This is a genomic window from Acinetobacter sp. 226 (assembly GCF_048147925.1).
Lineage (GTDB): Bacteria > Pseudomonadota > Gammaproteobacteria > Pseudomonadales > Moraxellaceae > Acinetobacter > Acinetobacter pecorum.
The window spans coordinates 82,728-106,720 of record NZ_JAYWYX010000009.1 but is presented as its reverse complement, the minus strand read 5'-3'; the positions used below and the strand labels follow the sequence as shown (position 1 = coordinate 106,720).

At 42.8% G+C, this 23,993-nt stretch carries 19 protein-coding genes; 13 read left to right on the top strand and 6 right to left on the bottom strand.

Annotated elements, in window-relative coordinates:
• Positions 1-4: 4 nt before the first annotated feature.
• Positions 5-1,147, top strand: coding sequence for an acyl-CoA dehydrogenase family protein (locus VXP95_RS05960; RefSeq protein ID WP_064101841.1), 1,143 nt, complete (start codon positions 5-7; stop codon positions 1,145-1,147).
• Between the two features lie 80 nt (positions 1,148-1,227).
• Here VXP95_RS05960 and VXP95_RS05955 read toward each other — a convergent pair whose 3' ends face one another.
• On the bottom strand, positions 1,228-1,746 hold the full coding sequence (locus VXP95_RS05955) for a DJ-1/PfpI family protein (RefSeq protein WP_064101842.1): 519 nt from the start codon (positions 1,744-1,746) through the stop codon (positions 1,228-1,230).
• Between the two features lie 486 nt (positions 1,747-2,232).
• On the opposite strand from VXP95_RS05955, the gene pheA reads away from it, so the two are divergent.
• The 6 genes from pheA to VXP95_RS05925 all read left to right on the top strand — a co-directional run bounded on the left by pheA (position 2,233) and on the right by VXP95_RS05925 (position 11,625).
• On the top strand, positions 2,233-3,342 hold the full coding sequence (gene pheA / locus VXP95_RS05950; protein ID WP_064096620.1) for a prephenate dehydratase: 1,110 nt from the start codon (positions 2,233-2,235) through the stop codon (positions 3,340-3,342).
• Between the two features lie 66 nt (positions 3,343-3,408).
• Positions 3,409-4,500, top strand: a complete 1,092-nt coding sequence (gene hisC / locus VXP95_RS05945; RefSeq protein ID WP_064101843.1) for a histidinol-phosphate transaminase — start codon at positions 3,409-3,411, stop codon at positions 4,498-4,500.
• Between the two features lie 3 nt (positions 4,501-4,503).
• On the top strand, positions 4,504-6,750 hold the full coding sequence (locus tag VXP95_RS05940; protein WP_416711666.1) for a bifunctional prephenate dehydrogenase/3-phosphoshikimate 1-carboxyvinyltransferase: 2,247 nt from the start codon (positions 4,504-4,506) through the stop codon (positions 6,748-6,750).
• 99 nt (positions 6,751-6,849) lie between these two features.
• Positions 6,850-7,212 (top strand): hypothetical protein, encoded by a 363-nt coding sequence (locus VXP95_RS05935; RefSeq protein ID WP_064096623.1) that lies wholly within the window; start codon positions 6,850-6,852, stop codon positions 7,210-7,212.
• Positions 7,213-8,083: 871 nt separating this feature from the next.
• Positions 8,084-10,933 (top strand): autotransporter domain-containing protein, encoded by a 2,850-nt coding sequence (locus tag VXP95_RS05930; protein WP_416711665.1) that lies wholly within the window; start codon positions 8,084-8,086, stop codon positions 10,931-10,933.
• A 158-nt stretch (positions 10,934-11,091) separates the two neighbouring features.
• Positions 11,092-11,625 carry a GNAT family N-acetyltransferase gene (locus VXP95_RS05925; protein ID WP_064101871.1) on the top strand — a complete coding sequence of 178 codons (534 nt, stop codon included), beginning with the start codon at positions 11,092-11,094 and terminating at the stop codon, positions 11,623-11,625.
• A gap of 30 nt (positions 11,626-11,655) precedes the next feature.
• On the opposite strand, the gene VXP95_RS05920 is transcribed toward VXP95_RS05925, so the two are convergent.
• On the bottom strand, positions 11,656-12,288 hold the full coding sequence (locus VXP95_RS05920; RefSeq protein WP_064096625.1) for an alpha/beta hydrolase: 633 nt from the start codon (positions 12,286-12,288) through the stop codon (positions 11,656-11,658).
• A 123-nt stretch (positions 12,289-12,411) separates the two neighbouring features.
• Between VXP95_RS05920 and yaaA the strand changes: the two genes are divergently transcribed.
• From yaaA to VXP95_RS05900, 4 genes are all read left to right on the top strand, one after another.
• Positions 12,412-13,194 (top strand): peroxide stress protein YaaA, encoded by a 783-nt coding sequence (yaaA, locus tag VXP95_RS05915; RefSeq protein WP_416706233.1) that lies wholly within the window; start codon positions 12,412-12,414, stop codon positions 13,192-13,194.
• Between the two features lie 1,198 nt (positions 13,195-14,392).
• Positions 14,393-15,715 (top strand): NCS2 family permease, encoded by a 1,323-nt coding sequence (locus VXP95_RS05910; RefSeq protein ID WP_064096627.1) that lies wholly within the window; start codon positions 14,393-14,395, stop codon positions 15,713-15,715.
• A 77-nt stretch (positions 15,716-15,792) separates the two neighbouring features.
• Complete coding sequence (locus tag VXP95_RS05905; protein ID WP_416711675.1) at positions 15,793-16,794, top strand: adenosine deaminase; 1,002 nt, start codon at positions 15,793-15,795, stop codon at positions 16,792-16,794.
• 45 nt (positions 16,795-16,839) lie between these two features.
• Positions 16,840-17,193, top strand: coding sequence for a hypothetical protein (locus tag VXP95_RS05900; protein WP_081408795.1), 354 nt, complete (start codon positions 16,840-16,842; stop codon positions 17,191-17,193).
• Between the two features lie 41 nt (positions 17,194-17,234).
• On the opposite strand, the gene VXP95_RS05895 is transcribed toward VXP95_RS05900, so the two are convergent.
• Positions 17,235-17,798 carry a cytochrome b gene (locus VXP95_RS05895; RefSeq protein ID WP_416711664.1) on the bottom strand — a complete coding sequence of 188 codons (564 nt, stop codon included), beginning with the start codon at positions 17,796-17,798 and terminating at the stop codon, positions 17,235-17,237.
• 217 nt (positions 17,799-18,015) lie between these two features.
• On the opposite strand from VXP95_RS05895, the gene VXP95_RS05890 reads away from it, so the two are divergent.
• Both VXP95_RS05890 and rnhB read left to right on the top strand, forming a co-directional pair.
• Positions 18,016-18,387, top strand: coding sequence for a hypothetical protein (locus VXP95_RS05890; RefSeq protein WP_416682106.1), 372 nt, complete (start codon positions 18,016-18,018; stop codon positions 18,385-18,387).
• 22 nt (positions 18,388-18,409) lie between these two features.
• Positions 18,410-19,033: a ribonuclease HII gene (gene rnhB, locus VXP95_RS05885; protein WP_416711674.1), complete on the top strand. Its 624-nt coding sequence runs from the start codon at positions 18,410-18,412 to the stop codon at positions 19,031-19,033.
• 94 nt (positions 19,034-19,127) lie between these two features.
• On the opposite strand, the gene csrA is transcribed toward rnhB, so the two are convergent.
• The 3 genes from csrA to alaS form a co-directional block, all read right to left on the bottom strand.
• A complete protein-coding gene (gene csrA, locus VXP95_RS05880; protein WP_064096631.1) occupies positions 19,128-19,382 on the bottom strand; it encodes a carbon storage regulator CsrA in 255 nt (84 codons plus the stop codon).
• Positions 19,383-19,632: 250 nt separating this feature from the next.
• The gene (locus VXP95_RS05875; protein WP_144725025.1) at positions 19,633-20,913 is read right to left on the bottom strand and encodes an aspartate kinase; all 1,281 of its coding nucleotides are present in this window, start codon (positions 20,911-20,913) and stop codon (positions 19,633-19,635) included.
• A 64-nt stretch (positions 20,914-20,977) separates the two neighbouring features.
• Entirely contained in the window at positions 20,978-23,671 is a 2,694-nt protein-coding gene (gene alaS, locus VXP95_RS05870) for an alanine--tRNA ligase (RefSeq protein ID WP_416711663.1), read from the bottom strand.
• Positions 23,672-23,993 lie beyond the last annotated feature (322 nt).

The window sequence follows — 23,993 nt, the reverse complement described above, 5'->3', positions numbered from 1 at the left end:
AAGAATGCTGGCTTACGATGCTGACCTGGAACTTTTCCGCGACAATTTCAAACGCTTTATGAACGAACATGTAGCACCTTACTATGAACAGTGGGAGCGTGAGGGTATGATGCCGCGTTCAGTCTGGAATGCGCTGGGTGAAAATGGATTCTTGTGTGTCGATGTCCCAGAAGAATATGGCGGCTATGGTGTGCCGACGCATTACTCCCTGATGCTGATTGAAGAGTCGGCACGAGCAGGCTATAGCGCAATTTCAACCGGTTTGTCTTGCCATTCAGATATTGCTGCACCGTATATTCTGCATATTGGGACTGAAGAACAGAAAAAATACTGGTTGCCAAAAATGGTTTCAGGCGAAGTAGTGGGTGCGATTGGCATGACCGAGCCGGGCGCAGGCTCAGATTTGCAGGCCATGCGTACTAATGCCATCTTGCAGGATGATCATTATTTGCTGAATGGTTCCAAAACCTTTATTTCTAATGGCCAGCATGCCGATCTGGTAGTTTTGGCAGTGAAGACTGATCCGCAAGCCCGTGCCAAAGGTGTGTCTTTAATGCTGGTCGATACGCATCTGGAAGGCTTTAAAAAGGGTCAAAATCTGGACAAAATTGGCCTGCATTCTCAGGACACTTCTGAGCTGTTTTTTGATAATGTCAAAGTGCCTAAAGAGCAGTTGCTGGGGCAAGCAGGTCAGGGCTTTGCTTATCTGATGCAAGAACTACCACGCGAACGCACAGCTATTGCTGCGACAGCTTTGGGTGCGATTCGTGGTTCTATCGATGTAACGACGCAATATGTGAAAGAACGCCAGGCTTTTGGTCAGGCGATTGCTCAGTTCCAGAATACCCGTTTTGTTCTGGCACAGGCCAAAATTGATGAACTGGCAACAGCAGCTTTTTATAACCAGAATGTCGAGCTATATATGCAGGATAAACTGGACGTAGAAACTGCAGCCGCTTTGAAGAGCTTTTCGACCGATATGCAGATGAAAATTGCTGACAATTTGCTCCAGCTCTTTGGTGGTTATGGCTATATGACCGAATATCCGATTTCACGTTTCTTTGTGGATGCACGAATCCAGCGGATTTATGGCGGTACCAATGAAATCATGAAGGAAATCGTGGCACGGGGGCTGCTGGGGCGTTAACTGCTCAAGTACTAAAAAGAGTCCTGAAGGGCTCTTTTTTACGCGAGAAATAATCCAAATGGTAAATGTTCTTTTAATTTTTATGATTTTAAGACATTCAAACATTCATTAATAAAAATAGGTAAATCATTGGGCAGGCGTGATGAAATCAACTGATTATTGTCATTTACCAGCTCGACATCATAGTAAGTGCCACCGGCATGCCGTACACGGCTGGCATGCGCGCGAATACTGGTAATAATTCGATTTTTCAGTACATCTGCTTCGCACAGGAGTAAAGAGGCATCACATAAACTAAAGATGGTTTTTTTGGCCTGATTAAAGGCTTGGATAAATTGCAGCACCCGGAGATCGGTAGATAAAGAAACTGCAGATTCACCGCCAGGAATCAGTAAGGCATCAAAATCATCAATACTGATTTGTTCGATGCCGCGGTCAATTGTCACACTTGACTGGCCATGCAGACCGTAGACTATTTTTCCTGCATTGAGCTCAATGTTGCAGATGCTATGCTGTGCTGCCAGCAAGGCTGCAACAGGTTCAAGATATTCCTGGTCTTCAAAATTATTCGTTACAAGTACAGCTATTCTTTTTGGCATGACTGACACCCAAACGTATGTTTTAAATTAGACTATCTACGATTGGTTAAAAAATCGTCTCCGCTTTGTAATCAAGTGGTGGTGGAATGTAAAAATATTAGCTAAGTCAAAGATAAACCTAGAAAAATGAGGTTGGATAGAGTGCATTTTATTGTGAAATCTATATAAGATATCATTCTCTTAAAAGCTTAGGTCATATCGCAATTATTTTAATTTTCTTATGCTTAAAACCGTTATCTAGATTAAGAAATAGTGATATTTCATCTTGATAAAAATCAGTTAAGATGAGTATGCAAAGTTTACAATTTGATAATGTAAATTCGGTGGAAATACTGAAAGAAATGTTACCAGATATGACTAAGGCGATGAACGGTTAAAATCAACTCCTTATTTTTAAGAATTAATCTACTAAAGTTATATTGTGTAACATTTACAGCACACTATTGTTATACTGCACAGATAAGGTTTATACAGGGCGACATCACGATGATCAACGACGATCAAAACACAACGGCTTCTTTAGATTTGGCTAAAATTCGTGAAGATATCGATTCAGTTGATCAGCAGATCCAGCAGTTGATTAACCGTCGCGCGCGTTTGGCCGAGGCAGTCGCAAAAGCGAAATTTGCTTCTGAAGAAAATCCGCTGTTTTACCGTCCGGAACGTGAAGCACAAGTCCTGCGCAATGTTATGGAGCGCAATGAGGGGCCATTGTCGGATACCACCATGGCACGTCTGTTTCGCGAAATCATGTCAGCATGTTTAGCGCTTGAAGCACCACAAAGTATTGCTTTTCTTGGACCTATTGGTACCTACACACACTCGGCAGTACTCAAACATTTTGGTCATGATGCTGTGGTTCGTCCATTACCCACCATTGATGAAGTGTTTCGTGAAGTAGAGGCGGGCAGTGCACATTATGGTCTGGTACCGGTTGAAAACTCGTCTGAAGGTGTGGTGAACCATACTTTGGACTGTTTCAAAACCTCGCATCTGAATGTCATTGGTGAAGTTGAATTACCGATTCATCACCAGTTCCTGATCTCGGAAAATACCCGTAAAGACAGTATCAAGCAGATTTATGCACATCAGCAAACTCTGGCACAATGCCGTAAATGGCTAGATGCCCATTATCCAGGGGTAGAGCGTGTTGCACTCAGCTCAAATGCCGAAGCTGCACGACGTATTCAGAATGAGTGGCACTCTGCCGCAATTGCCTCTGAAATTGCTGCGAACATCTACAATCTTGAGATCATGCACAGCAATATCGAGGACAATCCGGAAAACACCACACGTTTTCTGGTGATTGGTCGTGAAAAAGTACCACAAAGCGGTAATGACAAAACTTCACTGCTGGTATCAGCACATGACCGTGCTGGTGCATTGCTAGAAATTCTGGCGCCATTTGCCAAACACAACATTAGTCTTACCAGTATTGAAACCCGTCCTGCACTTCCTGAAAAATGGGCTTATGTGTTCTTCATTGATCTTGAAGGTCATATTGAACAGGAGCATGTGAGAGCAGCGATTGAAGAAATTCGCCCGCTCGTGAAAGAAGTTCGCGTGCTTGGTTCATATCCTGCAGCTGTTTTATAAAAGCAGCCTTTCGTGATCAGTGCGAGGGTGCTGATCGCTGTTTCATCTGTAAATCGGAAGTATAAAATGTCGTTTGTCCCAGCCAATCCAGGCATCTCTAAATTAAGACCATATCAACCAGGTAAACCGATCAGTGAACTTGAGCGTGAGTTGGGCATCACTGATATCGTGAAACTGGCTTCAAATGAAAACCCGTTGGGCTGTTCAGATAAAGTCAAGGAAGCAGTTGCTGCCGAACTGGCGGAAATTGGCCGTTATCCTGACGGTGGTGGTTTTATTCTGAAAGACCAGATCAAGGCTCAGTTTGGTTTTAATCATGACCAGATTACTTTGGGCAATGGTTCAAATGACTTGCTGGAAATGTTTGCCCGCGCATTCGTTTCTGAAAAAGATTCCGTGATTTACAGCCAGCATGCATTCGCTGTATATGCATTGGTAACGCAAGCAATCCATGCCGAAGCGATTGAAGTACCAGCAAAAGGCTTCTCGCATGACCTGGAAGCCATGGCTGCAGCAATAAAAGACAATACCAAGCTGATCTTCATTGCCAATCCGAATAATCCGACAGGCACCTGGTTCGAAGAAGCTGAATTTGAAGCTTTCATGCAGAAAGTACCGGCCAATGTCATCGTGGTGCTGGATGAAGCTTATGTGGAATATTTCCCGGAAAACTTTAACAGCCTCAAATTCCTGAAGCAGTATCCAAACCTGATTGTCAGCCGTACATTATCTAAGTGTTATGGTCTGGCTGCACTGCGCGTTGGCTTCGCATTGTCGTCTGTTGAAGTAACGGATTACCTGAACCGTATCCGTCAGCCATTTAATGTTAACCATTTAGCAATGGTAGCTGCAGTTGCTGCGCTGAAAGATGAAGCATTCATCGAGAAATCTCGTGAAGTGAACAAGGCAGGTATGGCACAGCTTGAAGCGGGCTTTAAAGCTCTGGGTCTGAACTATGTACCATCCCGTGCCAACTTTATTCTGGTCGATGTACAGGCTGATCCAGCAGAAACATTTAACAAATTGCTGAAAGAAGGCGTAATTGTTCGTCCAGTGGGTATTCCGAACCATCTGCGCGTATCAATTGGTACTGAAGCTGAAAATGCCAAATTCCTTGCTGCACTTGGCAAAGTACTCGGCTTAGAGGCGAAAGCTTAAGTTATGTCGCAGCCACTGTTTGAAAAAGTTGCCTTCATCGGACTTGGGCTGATTGGTTCAAGTCTGGCACGTGTGATTAAGGCCGAGCATTTAGCCAATGACATCGTGGCATCGACACGCTCACAAAAAACGCTGGAAGATGCCAAAGCCTTGGGATTAATTTCCCAAGGTTATGCAGATCCTGTGGAAGCGGTCAAAGGTGCAGATCTGATTGTCCTGGCTTTGCCGGTACGTGCTACGCAAAAGGTATTGGAAACCATCAAGCCACATCTGGCTGAAGGTACTATTATTACGGATGTCGGTAGTACCAAAGGTAATGTGGTGGATGCAGCCAAGGCTGTATTTGGTGAAGCATTACCAGCAGGTTTTGTACCTGGACATCCGATTGCGGGTGCCGAGCATACCGGGGTGCATGCCGGTAAGGTCGATCTGTTCGCCAATCACAAGGTGATTTTGACACCATTACCGACCAGTGCAGCATGGGCAGTCGATAAACTGATTCAACTGTGGCAGGCAGCAAAAGCGGAAGTGATCTGTATGGATGTAGAAAAGCACGATGAAGTGCTGGCCCATACCAGTCATCTTCCGCACTTGATGGCGTTTAACCTGGTCGAACAACTGGCCAAGCGCGAAGATAATCTGGATATTTTTCGTTATGCTGCCGGTGGCTTTCGTGACTTTTCGCGTATTGCGGCCAGTGATCCACAAATGTGGCATGACATCTTTTTTGCCAACAAAAAAGCAATTCTCAATGCCGTGGATGGCTTTGAGGCCCAGCTGGCAATTATCCGCAAGCTGATTGAAGATGAAGATTCCCAAGCATTGATGGGCTTACTGGGACATGCACAGGCAGCACGCCAGCATTTCAACCATATGCTCGCCAAGAAACCTTTCATGGAGAAAAATAACGTGACACAACAATTTACCATTCAGCCGGGTGCCAAGAAATTCCAGGGCAAATTTACCGTGCCAGGTGACAAATCTGTGTCACACCGTTCCATCATGTTTGGTGCGATTGCTGAAGGCACTACGCATGTCACCGGTTTCCTTGAAGGTGAAGATGCTTTAGCGACTCTGCAAGCTTTCCGTGATATGGGGGTGAGTATTGAAGGTCCTAAAAATGGTGAAGTGACCATTCACGGTGTAGGTATGCATGGCCTGAAAGCACCACAATCTGCGCTATATATGGGTAACTCGGGCACTTCGATGCGTTTGCTGTCTGGCATGCTGGCAGCGCAGAAATTTGACTCAGTCATGACCGGTGATGCTTCATTGTCCAAGCGTCCCATGGAACGGATTGCCAAGCCTTTACGTGAAATGGGGGCACAGATTCAAACCACAGGTGAGCGTGGTACGCCACCGGTATCAATTACTGGAAATCAAAATTTAAAAGGAATCCAGTACGATTTGCCAATGGCATCTGCACAGGTAAAATCTGGTATTTTACTTGCAGGTTTATGGGCAGAAGGTGAAACTTCAGTGATCGAGCCTGAACCCACCCGTGACCATACTGAACGTATGCTGCGTGCTTTTGGTTATGAGGTAAAAACTGAAGGCAACCGTATTTCACTGCAAGGTGGCGGTAAGTTAGTGGGTACCAATATTCAGGTTCCATCTGATATTTCATCTGCTGCTTTCTTTATGGTTGGGGCTGCGATTACCGAAAACTCGGATGTGACTTTAGAAGCTGTAGGTATCAACCCCACCCGTACCGGTGTGATCGAAATCCTGAAACAGATGGGTGCGGATATTACGGTTGAAAACGAGCGTATTGCAGGTGGTGAACCGATTGCAGATATCCGTATTCGCGGTACACGTACCTTAAAAGGCATTCATATGCCGGAAGATCAGGTGCCATTGGCGATTGATGAATTCCCGGCACTGTTCATTGCCGCTGCATGTGCCGAAGGTCAAACGATTCTGACCGGCGCGGCTGAACTGCGTGTCAAAGAATCTGACCGGATTCAGGTGATGGCTGATGGCCTGAAAACCATGGGCATTGATTGTACACCAACAGAAGATGGCATCATCATTGAAGGTAAAGGTAAAGCAGGTGACTGGTCACCAATCTTTAGCGGTGGTGAAATCGAGTCACATCATGATCACCGAATTGCCATGAGTTTCTCAATCGCAGGCTTACGTAATTCTGAAGAAATTCGTATTGTGGGAACGGAAACAGTAGCGACGAGCTTTCCAACCTTTACTGAACTGACTTCACAGGCCGGTCTGACGATTGAAGTCACAGAATAATTCTTAAATTTATGTGAAACAGCCAAGCTTTTGCTTGGCTGTTTTGTTTATATTGCTTATGCTAAACCCATATAAGAAAAAAGCCATTTGGAAGTAGCGATGCGAAAATTAAAATTCATGGCCAATACCCAAAGCCAGCAACCACGGGATGGTCAAGAAACTCAGGAATACGTAGCACATTTACTTGCTGAGGAATTAGGTAAATACGGTTTTCAGACCTTAAGTCAAAGTGGTGCACAAGTGGCAGTAAGCGTAGATGAGCATGAGCTGCCATTATCGGTAAGTTGTGAAACCAGAGATGAACAGGGCCATCTGGTCTGTGAAATTGCTTCATATCCGGATGAAGAACAGGACTGGCTGGATCGGATTACCGAGCAAAGCTTGTTAAACCAGCTGGCACAGGCTGTTGAAGCATCGCTTAAAAAACAGGAGAGTTTTAGTGAGTTTGAATGGAAGAATTAGGAACTGTTAATATTTCCTAATAGCCATCAGACAAAGTACAAGCTGGAGCATATGAACTTCAAAAGTTCTACTCTAGCTTGTTAGCTTATATTGCAATACTGCAAGGTTATTTCATCCATGCACATATATTTTCAGCTAAGTGACTGACCTTCCATCAGTGCCAGTTCACACGTGTATCGTGGGATTTTGAATGATGTTTTTTGGAAATATCAACTTGAGTTTGGTTCTCCTCTATTCTTCTTTGGGTGATTCTAAATCCTGGCTTTTATCCATATACAATACCTTCGTTCCAGCCAAGTTCGAGTGATTAAGTCAATCACCTCAGATCCCGCAAATTTTACCTTCATTAATCACAGAGCCCCAATGGTTTTTATGTGACTGATTTGCTATGTGTATTTAGTACTATTTCGAGCTATCCACTGCGAAATTGCTTGAATCTTAATTGTTATCATATCTTGATGTGCCACGTATGGCTGAGAAGAGTATGGTTTTACTCAAGACCAGTTTCATTCATTAACAATTTAAATATATTTACTCACTTACTAAACTTAAATTTTCGATTAAATTTTTTGATCAGAGAGTCTGATTTTTCAAAATATTTTTGGTAAACCCAGTCAAAGGCGGTGAAGTCGAATTTAGTAGAAAATAACCCAATAAAAATTCTTAAATTAGGTTCGAACTAAATATCAAAATTATAAAAAATAGTTTTTAGCTTTGCGTAATGTTGACCTATGAGTAATAGATAAAACTTTGCGGAGAAGGAAAGAAGTCTGGAGACTAAATTCTACTTTATCTTCATTTTTAGGCAGCAAATTTCGACATACTCTCATCAATCTATAAGACCATAATAAATATAATAATAGGCGTAAGTATGTACATCAAAACAGTTCCAACGGCTCTTGCATTCGCCGTCGTTAGCCTCATACTAACTGGATGTGGTGGATCTAAATCTTTGCCCAATGTAACTTCTCAGCCACTTGACAATGATCTAGATAATGGAAATGGTGCAACACCAACACCAACACCAACACCAACACCAACACCAACACCAACACCAACACCAACACCAACACCAACACCAACATCTTACACTTATGATAAATCCAAGTTTGATGTTGTTGATATTGCGAAAGGTAATAATAAGATCGCAATTGGTGTAGCGGATACGGGTGTCCAGAAAAATACTTATTTGCAGGATTCTGTTGAGAAAGTATTAAAATACATTAATGATTATCAGGCGGGTACTTTTACGGTTGAAGATTTAACGACAGCCGGCATTTCTGTACAAGACACAAGCCCTAGTCTGCATGGGACATTGGTTGCTCAAATCATAGCGGGCAAGATTCCGGATCAATCTAATTTTATGGAAAAAGCCATGACAGAAGGGCTGGCAAAAGATATTTCACAAATATATGGTATCCAGTCTGCCGATCGTGAATTGGGATATGCAACAACTGCAGGTCATCTTCAGGCCATGAATGACCTGAATAAAAAATATGCTGTGAAGTTATTTAATGCTTCTTTTGCAACGATGTTTGCATCTGGTGATTATAAGCAGCGTCTGCTTGATTACACTGCCGAATTGGTCAAGGGAGATGCTCTGGTGGTGTTTGCTACAGGGAATGACGGGTTTGCCAATCCCTCGGTTGAATCATTACTTCCAGTGGGCAATGAAGCTGTTGAAAAAGGTGTGATAAGTGTGACGGGTCTAGATGAAACAGGTCAAAAAATTTTCCGTAATGCTGATGGTAAGGGGGCGAATGCCTGCGGAGATTCTGCTCGCTGGTGTTTGGCTGCGGATTTCAGGTTCGGCCCGCTGTATAGCAATAAACTGCAAGGGTTGGTGTATTTTTCAGGAACTTCAGCTGCAGCGCCTCAAGTGACTACAGCTGCAGCATTGGTATGGTCTAAATATCCCTGGCTGAATGCTGATCAGGTACGTCAAGTATTGCTGACCAATGCTGATTATCTGGATGATGGTTCAGGTGAGAACAAGCTTTATAACAGCACTACTGGATGGGGGCGTTTAGACCTTGAGGGCTCGTTGAAAGGGATTAAGTTATTCAGCAAAGAGTTTGGTAATACTTTCGATGCCAATGTGATCGGCACCAGTGTCTTTTCCAACAATATTGGGGGTAATGCAGGCTTGACCAAAAAAGGCAATGGCATTCTGGTTCTGTCAGGCGCAAATACTTACCAGGGTTCAACCAGTGTCGAAAATGGCAAGCTGCGTGTTACAGGTTCAATCACCAGTCCAGTAAGTGTCACTAAGGCAGGTGTACTTTCGGGGAATGGTATAGTAGGGTCAGTGGTCAACAGCGGTAAGGTAACGACTGCCGATGGTCGTCTGACAGTAAATGGCAACTATACCCAAAACGCATCAGGTGTCTTGAACTATGATCTGCATCACTACCTCACTATTAAAGGTAATGCTGCACTGGCGGGTTCGCTTGACGTGTCTGCTGCCAGTCGTGACATCTTGACCAAAGGCGAGCATACCGTTTTAACTGCCAACAAGGTTACTGGCACATTCGAGCAGTATAAATCGGTTTCGCCATTCCTTGCAGTGTCAGGCTTGGAGCATCATGCCAACAAGGTAACGGTTGATGTGGATTATGCCAATGCGGCTGCTGCGGGTACGGCATCAAGCGGTATCTCTGTGGTATCTGGCGAGCTTTTAAATGACCTGATGGACAAGGCCAATACCCAGGCCTTAAATGGTCAGGTGACTGATCTGACCAAGTATGTGGGAACAATCCAGTCTGTTCAAAGCCGTGAAGCGGCTCAGGCAATCCTGAATTCCAATTCAGGTGCGGTATTTGTTGAAACTCCATCTGTACTGCTACGCAATGATTCACTGGTGAATGCTCAGATTGCACAGCGTTCACATCAGTTGTTGTATGCGGGACAAGGCGGGGTTTGGGCGAATGCCAGTTACCTGAACAACCAGAATTCTGCAAACGGTTGGGATGATGTTGAATCTCATGTCAGTGTGCTGAGTGTGGGCGCGGATACGATGGTTCGGGATGACTTGGCGGTAGGCGCTTATATAAGCGAGTATCAGGACAAGTCTGATTTTGAGCAAACCAAAGCATCTGCTGATGCTGATGTCACTAACCTGGGGGCCTACCTGAAATGGCGAGTTGCTGACAATCTGTATGTTGCGGGTAATATGCAGTTTGGTTGGGGGGATGTGGAATTCAAGCGTGTGCTTACCGATGCTGTGGCATCTGTAGATTCCCGATCAAAAGCTGATCTGAGCAAATACGGTGTATATGGCGAGATCGGTTATGATTACTTCACCGAGCAATTGAGTGTAAGTCCTTATCTGGCACTGAGCTATAACACTGTTGATCTCGATGGGGTTAAAGAAGTAAATGTGTTGGGTGTGGCGGTGAGTGATGTGAGTATCGCTGAAACCAAAGCTCATGTCGGGGTGCGACTGGATTATCAGCTTACTCCAAATGTGGTGCTGACTGGTTATGGTGAATATGCCAATGCATTTAACCGTGACTATGACAAGGTTGCGCTGTCAATGAATGTGGATAGCACTCGCAATGTCCTGTTCACACCACCGAGCTTTGATAAGGACTATCTGTTGTATGGTATAGGCTTTAATTATCAAAGTGGTCAGAACTGGAACATCTTTGGAGATGTCAATGGCAATGCTCTTGATTCTGGTGATTACCAGTTGCAGCTTGGTTTGAAGTACGGGTTTTAAAAAAATTGAATAATAAAGATACTATTTAAGTTAAGGAGTTTCAGCTCCTACAGGATTAATAATGATAAAGGATCTTAAGCTGCTTTTATTTACACGAATTTTATACTGTTATGAGTCGTTTTCAAGGTGGCACTGATATGGTCAATAAGTTCATTCCTATGTATTACTCTAATAAAATTCGCCCTCAACTCGAAAGTGAACGTCTGATCCTGAATTATTTTAAACCGGTTGATGCCGTAGAAGCTTATGCTTCGATCACACCGAGTCTGACACGTTTTATGGCGTGGGATGTACCAGAATCTGAACAGGGTTTTGCAGCAATCTGGCAAAATTGGCTGGAAAATATGACCGATCATAAAGAATATATATATGTGATCCGTCATATAGAAACACAAGAATTTATTGGACTATGTGGTTTACATCGACTTCATGACGAAATACCTGAAGTTGGTATTTGGATCCGTGAAACTGCGCATGGTCATCATTATGGACACGAGGCAGTGCGTTGTATTGTGGAATATGCTTTCAATACATTAGATATTAAAGGTTTAAGCTATCAAGTAGCTGAAGAAAACTGGGCGAGCCGGAAAATTGCAGAGCGCTTGCGCGGAAAAATTACCAGTTATCTGGATAAACCCAAATATCGGGCAGTGATTTATGAAATTCTTGCAGAAAATTTTATCTCTGAATAAAAAAACCCATCATCTGATGGGTTTTTTTATTCAGCCAAGCGCTAAGTACCGGGTCATTGCAATTCGCAATTGCTTTAAGTAGCCGGTAAAGAAATGGTTGGCACCAGGCAATACGGTCACTAGATGACGCTGTGGTTTTGCCCATTCAATCATATCTGACAGCAAAGTTACTTCATCGGCTTCCCCATGAATGAACAGAATGTCGCCTTTAATTGCTGGTGTAATATAATGGCGAATACCGGCAACAGTAGCGGTCGGTAGTCCACATAAAATGGTTTGCTTCGGTTGTAGTTCTATTGGCAAAGCTGCGTAGCTCTTCGCCATAACATGCGCACCAAAACTAAAACCGCCTGCATAAAAAGGCAGGGCAATATGTTGAGTACGGGCGAACCGGATGACTTCCAATACATCGTCGGTCTCACCGAAGCCCTCGTCGTGTATACCTTCACTTTGACCAGAACCACGGAAACTTGGACGATATACAATACAATCACGTTCCAGATACATTTGTGCCAGTAAAACCGGAACCTTGTGTTGTGGTGTTCCACCTTGCAATGGATGAGGGTGACAAACTACCGCGAATCCTTTCACTTCACCCTGAGGATAATCCACAAAAACTTCAATCTGACCTGCAGGTCCTTGAAGAAAAATTTGCTCGGACATATAAAAACCGATGATTAACAGGAGAATTTCGCATTTTAACGATTATGGTGAATAAAAACATGAATTGGAATTAAAATAAGTCTACTGATATAGTTTGATTAATCATTTTTTGACCAGGTTGCCATGCTCGCTTTAATTTCTCCAGCTAAAACTCTTGATTACAATACCCCCCTACCAACTGACCAATTTACTCAAGCGAGATTATTACAGCATTCGCAGGATTTGATTAAAGTTTGTCGCACACTTTCTGCATCAGAAATTTCAAGCTTAATGAGTGTCAGTGAAAAAATTGCCAGTTTAAATGCTGCACGTTTTAATGACTGGCAGCCAGATTTTAATTTGGCCAATGCCCGTCAGGCGATTTTTGCATTCAAAGGCGATGTCTATACAGGTCTTGATGCTTATAATTTGAAGAATGAAGATCTGCATTATGCACAAGACCATTTGCGGATGCTGTCCGGTCTATATGGGCTCTTGCGTCCCCTGGATCTGATGATGCCTTACCGCCTGGAAATGGGTACTAAATTGGCCAATATCCGGGGGCATAACTTATATGATTTCTGGGCTCATCATATCACTGATCTGATTAATCAAGACTTGGCAGCAGCAAAGTCTGAAATTCTGGTCAATATCGCGTCAGATGAATATTATAAATCGGTTAACGAGCGAAAAATTCAGGCAAATATTATCAAGCCGGTATTTCTAGATCAGAAAAATGGCAAATATAAAGTGATTAGTTTTTATGCTAAAAAAGCACGCGGCCTCATGGCACGTTTTATAATTGAAAATAAAATTGATCGGATTGAAGGGCTAAAAGCTTTTAATATCGATGGTTATTACTTCGATGCAGACAGTTCAATCAAGGAAGAACTGGTGTTTAAGCGCGATGAACAACTGAGTGCATAAATAAACGATTTCCCATATCCAGCATGAGTACAAATATGCTGGATATGAGAGCTCTATTATAAGGTACATGTATAATCTTTAATGATTTGACTTTGTGAGGCAGATAAAGGACAGATGCACAGAATTAGCGAAAGGCACCATTGAGCTTTCAAGAATAGCCTGCAGAGTTTCCCAAGAATAAAATTGTCACTACACACATCTAAATAACTCGAAAAATATCATTTATTTAACGTTTTTTCTCAAAAAATAAAGATGAGGTCTTTGGGGAAAACCCTATGAAATTATGCAAAATACTCTTCATGAAATGCGTGATATTTCATTTATCAGAATAGTCCTACTTCAAAATTATTTTTCTAAATTAATTAAAAAAACTTTTAACTACAGATACTTATTGTTGACTTGAAAGTGCATTATAAAAAAACAGTTTAAAAAAAAGAATTACAAGTTAATTAAGTAATAGTAAATAAAAACTCAGAAAAGTATTGGTTTAAGGCTTGAAAACTGCCTTTCATCGGGTTAAATGTAAAGTATGTCACAAGTTTGTTATGTTTTTTGTTAGCATAATTTCATAATGTTACAAAGCGGCATAATAAGAATGAAAATATATGCTATTCCTGTCTTTGCCTTAATAATCAGTTTATTGGGATTTTGCGTCCATAAACATTCAGAAATAAGGAAATATGAAAAGATCCGTCATGTCTTGAGTGAAGGGCGTGATTCAAACAAATTATTGGAATCCAACCGGCATCGGCATTAATCCAGCTTACTTATCTTCAGGGTTTAAAATTTAAATAAAATAATAAAATTAAATTAATAATAAATATAATGAATTTTTGAAGTATTCGCTTAGAATATATTAATTTCTAATAAAGTGTAAAAATCTAAGAAGCAATAAGAAATCAGTGTGTTATAATTTGCCCACAATCAAGATGAAGCAGATATCATCTTGTTAACCATTTGATTTAAATCTTGAAATTAAGCTGCATAAAAATTATGCAGCTTTTTTGTTTAGATTTTTTGGGTTTTTATAGCATAGCCCTGGGTGGGCTGTAAGCTGTTCCAACATTTTAACCCGTCAAATGGCTATGCTGGCATATTCGTTGCTAACACATCCTTAAAATTGATGAATTTTTTTATAAAATTTCATTTATTTGACAGCATGCTTAAAGCATAAAGTTTACTCAATAGGGGCTAGGTCATGACGACTCCTAATCCATCTTCAGAAAGTATGCTTGAACGTCTGTTCAAACTGAGTGAAAACAAAACCAGTTTCCGTACAGAAGTTCTGGCAGGTGTAACCACGTTCTTAACGATGTGTTACATCATTATTGTCAATCCAATGATTTTGTCCGAAACGGGGATGGATCATGGGGCTGTCTTTGTTGCCACTTGTCTTGCAGCAGCAATTGGCTGTTTGGTCATGGGTTTGATTGCGAATTATCCAATTGCCCTAGCACCAGGTATGGGCTTGAATGCCTTCTTTACCTATTCTGTATGTTTGGGAATGGGAGTGCCTTGGCAAACCGCATTAGGCGCAGTTTTTGTGTCAGGTCTGGTTTTTATTGCGATCAGCATGTTCAAAATACGTGAGGCTATTGTCAATGCTATTCCGATGTCGCTAAAGCTCGCGATTGGGGGAGGTATTGGATTATTCCTGGCGCTGGTTGCGTTAAAAAATGCCGGTATTATTGTGGATAATCCGGCTACTTTAGTCGGCTTGGGCGATCTGAAACAACCCTCGGTATTACTGGCACTTTTAGGCTTTTTGCTTGTGGTTGTGATGCACCAGTTCAAAGTCCGCGGTGCCATTATCATTAGTATTCTGGTGGTGACGGCTATTGCAACTGCACTAGGTTATAATGAATTTCAGGGTGTAGTGGGTGCAATTCCATCACTTGCTCCAACATTCATGCAAATGAATTTTGAAGGTCTGTTCACTGCCAGTTTAATTGGCGTGATTTTTGTCTTCTTCCTGGTCGATCTATTTGATTCCACCGGTACACTCGTAGGTGTTTCGCACCGTGCAGGCTTGTTAAAAGATGGCAAACTGCCACGTTTGAAAAAAGCACTTTTTGCTGACTCTACTGCAATTGTTGCAGGTGCAGCTCTAGGGACTTCATCGACGACACCATACATTGAATCTTCTGCAGGTGTAGCAGCTGGTGGGCGTACAGGTCTAACCGCTGTAGTCGTCGGTATCCTGTTTGTTGCCTGTTTGTTCCTTGCGCCATTGGCACAGTCTGTACCAAGCTTTGCAACAGCCCCAGCGTTGTTATTTGTTGGTGTCTTAATGATTCAGGGTATCGTACATATTGATTGGGAAGATATTACAGAAGCAGTTCCTGCATTTTTAACCATTGTATTTATGCCATTTACCTATTCGATTGCGGATGGTATAGCAATGGGCTTTATTAGCTATGCATTGATCAAGTTGCTGACTGGTAAAGCAGCAACTGTGCCGTATATGGTCTGGATTATTGCACTACTATGGACGCTTAAATTCGCACTATTTGGCGGCTAATTTTTCTGGATTTGGAAAGGGTGTAGACTTAGTTTGCACCCTTTTTTTATTATTTAAGGGTTTCACGAGGAGAAATGATGAACCGTCTCGAGTTGATTCGAGCTTTGCCAAAAGCAGAACTTCATGTGCATATTGAAGGCACCTTTGAGCCTGAGTTAATGTTTGCAATCGCTCAGCGTAATCAGATTGCTATCCCGTATAAATCTGTCGAGGAAGTTAAACAGGCGTATAACTTTCATAATCTTCAGTCGTTCCTTGATATTTATTATGCTGGTGCTGCTGTACTGATTCATGAACAGGATTTTTATGATCTGGCATGGGCGTATTTTGAAAAATGTGCTGAAGACCGGGTCGTGCATACTGAAATGTTCTTTGATCCACAAACCCATACTGATCGTGGCGTTGCTTTTGCAACCATGATCAACGGCTTGCAAAAAGCCTGTGATGATGCCAAAACTAAACTGGGTATCAGTTCACATCTGATCATGTGCTTCTTGCGTCATTTAAGTGAAGATGCTGCTTTTGCAACACTGGAACAGGCCTTGCCTTATAAAGACCAGATTATTGCAGTCGGTCTGGATTCAAGTGAAGTCGGGCATCCACCGTCAAAGTTTGAACGTGTTTTTGCTAAAGCACGAGATGAAGGCTTCTTAGTGGTTGCGCATGCAGGAGAAGAAGGCCCGGCAGCCTATGTCTGGGAGGCGCTGGATTTGCTCAAAGTCAATCGTATCGATCATGGAGTTCGTTCGGAAGAAGATTCTGAATTAATGCAACGCCTGATTGCAGAAAAGATGCCATTGACCGTTTGTCCATTGTCAAACCTGAAACTTTGCGTCGTGGATGACATGCAGCAGCATAATATCCATCGCCTCTTGCAGCATGGCGTGCATGTTACGGTCAATTCAGATGATCCATCCTATTTTGGCGGTTATATGAATGACAATTTTATTGCCATTGCTGAAGCGCTGGACTTAAGTAATGAGGAACTCAAGCAGTTGGCCATCAACTCATTTGAAGCCTCTTTTATTACCGATGCTGCTAAAGAACAATGGATCAACCAGATCCGTGCCCTGGTTTAAGTTTTCAAATAAAAGGCAGGGTACGCTCTGCCTTTGTTTTTATAGATGGATATGAAATTGAAACATGTAATTCTACTCATCAGTAGCGTGTTGATATCTGCCTGCTCAAATGCGGATATGACTTTGACACAACGTACCTTAAAACCCGTGATTGAATATCAATGTGGAAAAGAGCTGAAAGCATCTAAATTCTGGACTGCCTCGACTTATTTTATGCAGGATAAAAATAAAGCTGAACTCGAACAGAACGTGTGTTCCTGTGTGGGTGAGCATGCGCTTAAAGATATTCCAGCCAGCACTTTGCTTAAAGCAACTCTGGATGAAGAAGTAAAGTCAAAGCTTACTCAACAAGCAATCGCAAACAGTCTGAAAGGCTGCATGACCGAGTTCTTGAAATAAAATCAGCTTTCCAGTGAAAGCTGATTGTGTGGTTTTGCAGATTATTTTTTAGAAGATTTAGATTGTCGCGTCATGCTGGTGAGTACGTGATCCTTATCGATAAAATGATGTTTCAGTGCTGCGGCAATATGTCCGGTTAAAAGGAGTCCCACCGCCCAGGAAAGCCAGATATGCAGAGGTTTTGCGATGGCGGTCACAGCCGGATTTTCTGTAATCAGTGCCGGAAGCTTAAATAAATACAGTACCGGTACTGGGTAGCCCAGACTCCAGCTATATAAACAGCCGGTGACGGGTAGGGCAATCAGCATGAAATACAAAGCCAGATGACCTGCATGTGCTAAAGTTTTCACCCGGGATGACATAGTATCAGGTAGTTCAGGGGCAGGATGGGTGTAGCGCCAGAAAATTCGTACAACCAGCAAGAAAATAATGGTGGTGGCGATATTTTTATGCAGGGTGATGACATCGCCTTTAAAGCTGCCATCGACCTCATAACTTAAAAAATTCCCGCTATAAAAACCAATCAGCCACGCCCCAATAAAGATAATCGCCATGATCCAGTGCAGCCATTGCGCCGTGCGTGTGTAATATTGTACTTTTTCCATGTGATTTTCTGTGGCTCTCAAAGATGGATGCACCTTAGCAAAGGGCGAATCAGCTCGGCAATTCCAAATCTGCAACGCTATGGTGGCTTTCATGCAACATCCATTGAAATGGCTGGGTGCAGATTAAACATTCAGGATGATTTTTAGATTTCTTATTCAGGTGAATTTCGGCACAATAGCGTCACGCTTTATATATGAATAAACAAGGAACAGATCTGTGAAAAAATTATTGATTGCACTGGCTCCAATTGCTTTGATTTTATCGGCTTGTGCAACAACAGGCAGTCCTGAGACCCAAACCACGACTCAGCAACTGGGTGGGGCTGCGCTTAAAATCGCGATCAATGCAAAATGTACGACTGAGCTGAATAATATTCCGGCATGGCAAACAGCAACACGTCTCATGACTACAACACAAAAACAGGATATCCAGACTGAAATTTGCGGCTGTGTCAGTGAAAAAGCACCACAGAACGTAACGGCGGTAGATCTGGCAACTGCAGCAATTGACCCGGCAGCACGTGCGACGATTGTCGGCAATGTAGTGGCAAAAACCATTAACGCTTGTGTAGCTGAAGCTGTAAACTAAGCCAAGATTAAATTGAAATAGGCTGACCGGTTCAGCCTATTTTTTATGGAAGAAAGACATGAAAATTGCTGGTGTAGATGAAGCAGGGCGTGGGCCATTAGTGGGTTCGGTTGTCGCTGCGGCAGTTATTTTGGATCCGAATAACCCGGTTGAGGGTTTAAATGATTCAAAAAAGCTTACTGAAAAGAAGCGTGAAAAGCTTTTTATCGAAATTCGGGAAAAAGCCTTGGCATGGGCCATTGCTGAGGCTTCTGCAGCAGAGATTGATGAGTATAATATTTTACAGGCCTCTTTGCTAGCGATGCGTCGCGCTGTAGAAGCTTTGCCAGTTCAGCCTGAGCATGTACTGGTCGATGGCAACAAGATTCCACAGGGCCTTGCGATGAGCTGTGATGCTGTAGTTGGTGGTGATGCGCTGCATGCTGAAATTTCAGCAGCCAGTATTCTGGCTAAAGTAACCCGAGATCATCAGATGATCGAGATGGATCAGAAGCATCCGCAATTTGGTTTTGCCAAGCATAAAGGTTATCCGACCAAGGCGCATTTTGAAGCGATTGCCCTGCACGGTGTTATTGATGAGCATCGCCGCAGTTTTGGACCGGTAAAAAAAGTGCTTGCAATATTGCAGCAAGAGGTAAAACTTTAGACTTTATTAAATTTTTTAATTATTTAGAGTGCTTATATAGAATACAGAGAAATTTAAAGCGGCTAAAAAAGCCGCTTTATGATTTACACAAAAATTAACGGTTAAAGTTATTTTGTGTCTGATTATCATCTTCAAAAGAAGGCTGGTAATCTTGATCGATATGTTGAAGATGTTCATGCATTGCGCGTTCATGCTGGATACGCTGGTATATCTCTTCACGGTGCACAGAGACTTCTTTAGGAGCATTCACCCCAATACGAACCTGATTACCTTTTACACCAAGTACAGTCACGCTGACTTGGTCACCAATCATTAAAGTTTCCCCGACGCGTCGAGTCAGAATCAGCATGTTTTTCTCCTTGCAAAATGCAAAACCTGCAATCTATTGAATGTAAAATAAAAAGCACAACCAAAAATTATAAAATAATATCTGGATAGAAATTCTGTCACCTGAATGAAAGACTTTAATCTATCTCAGTTGGTTAAAAATCCTCATGCTTAATATAACAGAGCCACTATAAAAAAAACTATAGCGGCTCTGCATTTTTGTAGAGTTTTATAAAATAGTGTCAAACAATGACAATATTTTGTTTTTTCGCTTAAGCGCGTGCGCTAGATTCGCCTTGTTCGCGGTCTAGACCAAATGCGGTATGCAATGAACGTACAGCAAGTTCAAGATAATTCTCTTCAATGATGACTGAAATCTTGATTTCAGAAGTCGAGATCATCAGGATGTTAATACCTTCGTCAGCTAGGGCGGTGAACATTTTGCTCGCTACACCTGCATGAGAACGCATGCCTACACCTACGATCGATACTTTTACGATGTCATCACGAGTCGCAACTTCACGTGCGCCAATTTCTTTAGCGGTTGCTTCAAGAATTGCTTTTGCTTTTGCAAGTTCGCCACGGTTTACAGTGAATGTGAAGTCAGTCGTACCATCTTCTTCTACGTTTTGGATGATCATATCGACTTCGATATTCGCAGCGCCAATCGGTGCTAAGATTTTAGATGCAATACCTGGAATGTCAGGCACACCTAGGATAGTCAGTTTAGCTTCGTCACGGTTAAACGCGATACCAGAGATAATTGGCTGTTCCATGTTGTCTTCCAATTCAGTCGTAATAAGTGTGCCAACGTTGTTTTTAAATTCTTCGTCAAACGCGCCATCATTGTCATTGTCAAAGCTTGAAAGTACGCGTAAAGGTACTTGGTATTTACCCGCAAATTCAACAGAGCGAATTTGTAGAACTTTTGAACCAAGTGATGCCATTTCCAGCATTTCTTCAAACGAAATACGGTCGACTTTTTTCGCTTTTGGTGCAACGCGAGGGTCAGTGGTATATACGCCATCAACGTCAGTATAGATTTGGCATTCGTCAGCTTTGAGTGCAGCAGCCAGTGCCACACCTGAAGTATCAGAACCGCCACGACCTAAAGTTGTTGTGTTGCCTTCAGCATCAAAGCCCTGGAAGCCGGCAACTACAATTACACGACCCGCGTCCAGATTTTTAGTCAATACGTCAGTATCAATCGACTCGATACGGGCTTTGGTAAATGCGCTGTCAGTCTTAATGCCAACCTGGCGTCCAGTCAAAGATTTAGCTTCAACCCCGATCGAATTCAACGCCATTGCAAGCATGGAAATCGTTACCTGTTCACCCGTAGAAACCATTTGGTCTAGTTCACGCGGATCAGGGGTTTCGGTAATGGCTTTCGCTAAAGCGAGCAGACGATTGGTCTCGCCACTCATTGCCGATACAACCACCACTACCTTGTGGCCGTGGTCATGCCAGCGCTTTACACGACGAGCAACATTTAAAATGCGCTCTGGAGTACCCATAGAGGTACCGCCATATTTTTGAACGATTAATGCCATAGTTGTTCCATATAAACCATGACCCTGATATTCCTATCAGGGTCAGTTACACAAAATGAAGTTTTTATTTTGCTGCAAGCCAAGCTGGTAAATCAGCCATCACTGAAGCAAACTTCTCGTTAAGTGGTGCGCCACCTTGTGCCAAGTCAGGTTTACCACCACCTTTACCACCGAGCTCAGTTGCCAAGTGTTTGATGATGTCACCTGCTTTAATAGAAGCAGTAAAGTCTTTTGCAACAGATGCGATCAAGCTCACCTTGTCACCCTCTACACCTGCAAGAACAATGACTGCATTTTCTAATTTTGATTTCACGCCATCATGCAGGTTACGCAGTGCTTTCGCATCCATACCGTGAACAGTCGTGATGAGTGTTTGACGACCTGCAATTTCTTGAACCTGACCTAAAAGTTCACCAGCTTGCAGGCTTGCTAATTTTTGATTGAGTTGTTCAATCTGTTTTTGCAAGCTTGATGCTGTATCAACCAGCGCTTCAACTTTCTCAATCGTTTGATCTTTTTGAGCTTTTAACAGGCTATTAATAGTGTTGATATCACGATCCGCTTTTTGAGCAACTTCAACTGCTTTGGTGCCCGTCACAGCTTCAATACGACGTACACCTGCTGCGACACCACCTTCAGAGGTAATCTTGAACAGGCCGATGTCGCCAGTGCGCTTCACATGGATACCGCCACACAGTTCGATTGAGAAATTTTTCTCATCAATCACTGAACCCATAGTAAGTACGCGAACTTCGTCACCGTATTTTTCGCCGAACAGCATCATCGCGCCTTTGGCTTTCGCAGATTCGATGTCTAGCAGTTCAGTCGTTACTTCAGTATTTGCGATGACTTCAGCATTCACAAGACGTTCAATTTCTTGAAGCTGCTCAAAAGTCACCGGTTGGTCATTGGCAAAGTCGAAACGTAAAATGTCAGATGCAACCAATGAGCCTTTTTGCTGGACGTGTGCACCCAGGATTTGACGTAGGGCAGCGTGTAGCAAGTGAGTTGCAGAGTGGTTACGTGCAGTTGCGGCACGAATGTCGGCTTTAACCGTTGCTTCCACGTTTTGAGTAACTTTCAGGTTACCCATAGTCACGATACCTTGGTGAACGAATGCACCACCAGATTTTTTGGTATCTTGAACTTCGAAAATACCGGTATCGTTTTTGAAGAGTCCTGTATCACCGATTTGACCACCGCTTTCTGCATAGAAAGGAGTCTGGTTAAGAACGATTAATGCTTCGTCGCCTTCAACCACTTCGTCAACCTGTTCGCCATCTTTGTAGATTGCGATGATTTGACCTTGACCTGCTGTCGCGTCATAACCTTCAAACTGAGTTTCGCCTTCAACTTTAACAACGCTGTTATAGTCGATTGCGAATTTACCGGCATCACGTGCGCGTTGACGTTGTGCAGCCATTTCTTTTTCAAAGCCAGCTTCGTCAATCGTTAAATCACGTTCACGTGCGATATCTGCTGTAAGGTCAGTTGGGAAACCGTAAGTATCGTAAAGCTTAAATACCACTTCACCTGGAATCACAGAACCTTTCAGGTTTGCCAATTCGCCTTCAAGCAATTTCAGACCTTGCTCAAGTGTTTTGGCAAACTGTTCTTCTTCTTTCAGAAGTTGTGCTTCGATGCGTGCTTTGTTGGCTTCCAGTTCAGGATATGCTTCGCCCATTACTTCAATCAAAGGCTGTAACATCTTATAGAAGAATGAACCTGTCGCACCCAGTTTATTACCGTGACGAACTGCACGACGGATGATACGACGCAATACATAACCACGGCCTTCATTAGACGGGTTTACACCGTCAGCAATCAGGAAGCAGCATGAACGTGCATGGTCGGCAACCACTTTTAAAGATGCAGGATAATCCACGGGCTTGCCTTCAGCTTGTGCTTTCGCTTCAAGTTCAGAAGTGTCTAAACCGATGATTTCAGCAGCCGCTTTTAACAAGTGCTGGAACAGGTCGATTTCATAATTTGAGTTAACGTGCTGAAGAACAGCAGAAATACGCTCCAACCCCATACCTGTATCAACAGAAGGTGCTGGAAGAGGGTGTAACACACCATCTGCAGTACGGTTGAACTGCATGAAAACGTTGTTCCAGATTTCGATGAAGCGGTCACCATCTTCTTCAGGCGTGCCCGGCAGGCCACCCCAGATATGATCACCGTGGTCAAAGAAAATTTCAGAACAAGGACCGCAAGGACCGGTATCGCCCATTGCCCAGAAGTTGTCTGATGCGTATTGACCGCCTTTGTTGTCGCCAATGCGGATAATACGGCTGGCATCTAGACCGATTTCTTTGTTCCAGATATCAAATGCTTCGTCATCAGTGTGGTACACAGTGGCATAGAGTTTATCTTTAGGTAGTGCTAACCATTCATCGCTCGTTAAGAATTCCCAGGCAAATTTGATCGCATCACGCTTGAAGTAGTCACCAAACGAGAAGTTACCTAGCATTTCAAAGAAAGTATGATGACGGGCGGTATAACCCACATTGTCCAAGTCGTTGTGTTTACCACCTGCGCGTACGCATTTCTGTGATGATACGGCACGGACATAATCGCGTTTTTCTAGACCTAAGAAGCAATCTTTAAACTGGTTCATACCCGCATTGGTGAACAGCAAAGTTGGGTCATTGGCGGGTACTAGAGAACTCGACGCGACACGTGTATGCCCTTGCGATTCAAAGTAACGCAAAAATGCTTCACGAATTTCAGCTGATGTCATAAAACGAGTACTCACAACCAAGTCACTCCATAATTTCCGATTTGGCAAAAACACCACAGTCTGACAAGCATACAAAAGCTCTGCTGCAATGTGGGGCTTAAAAATTTAAAACGCCAAATTATAACGGAAAAAGCAGTACGCACCAATCATTTTAAAACCAATTGCTAAGGATTTATGTGCTTAGGTTTTTTGCTAAATAGTTAAATTGAATCTTTCTAAGGGCAAAATTCCGATAATTTCATCTCTTGAAAAATAACTGGAATTTTAAATGATGCAGAGAGAACCTGATCTATCAGAAAGAAAATAATCGAAAATCAGTATTTTCACTGAAGTTTTT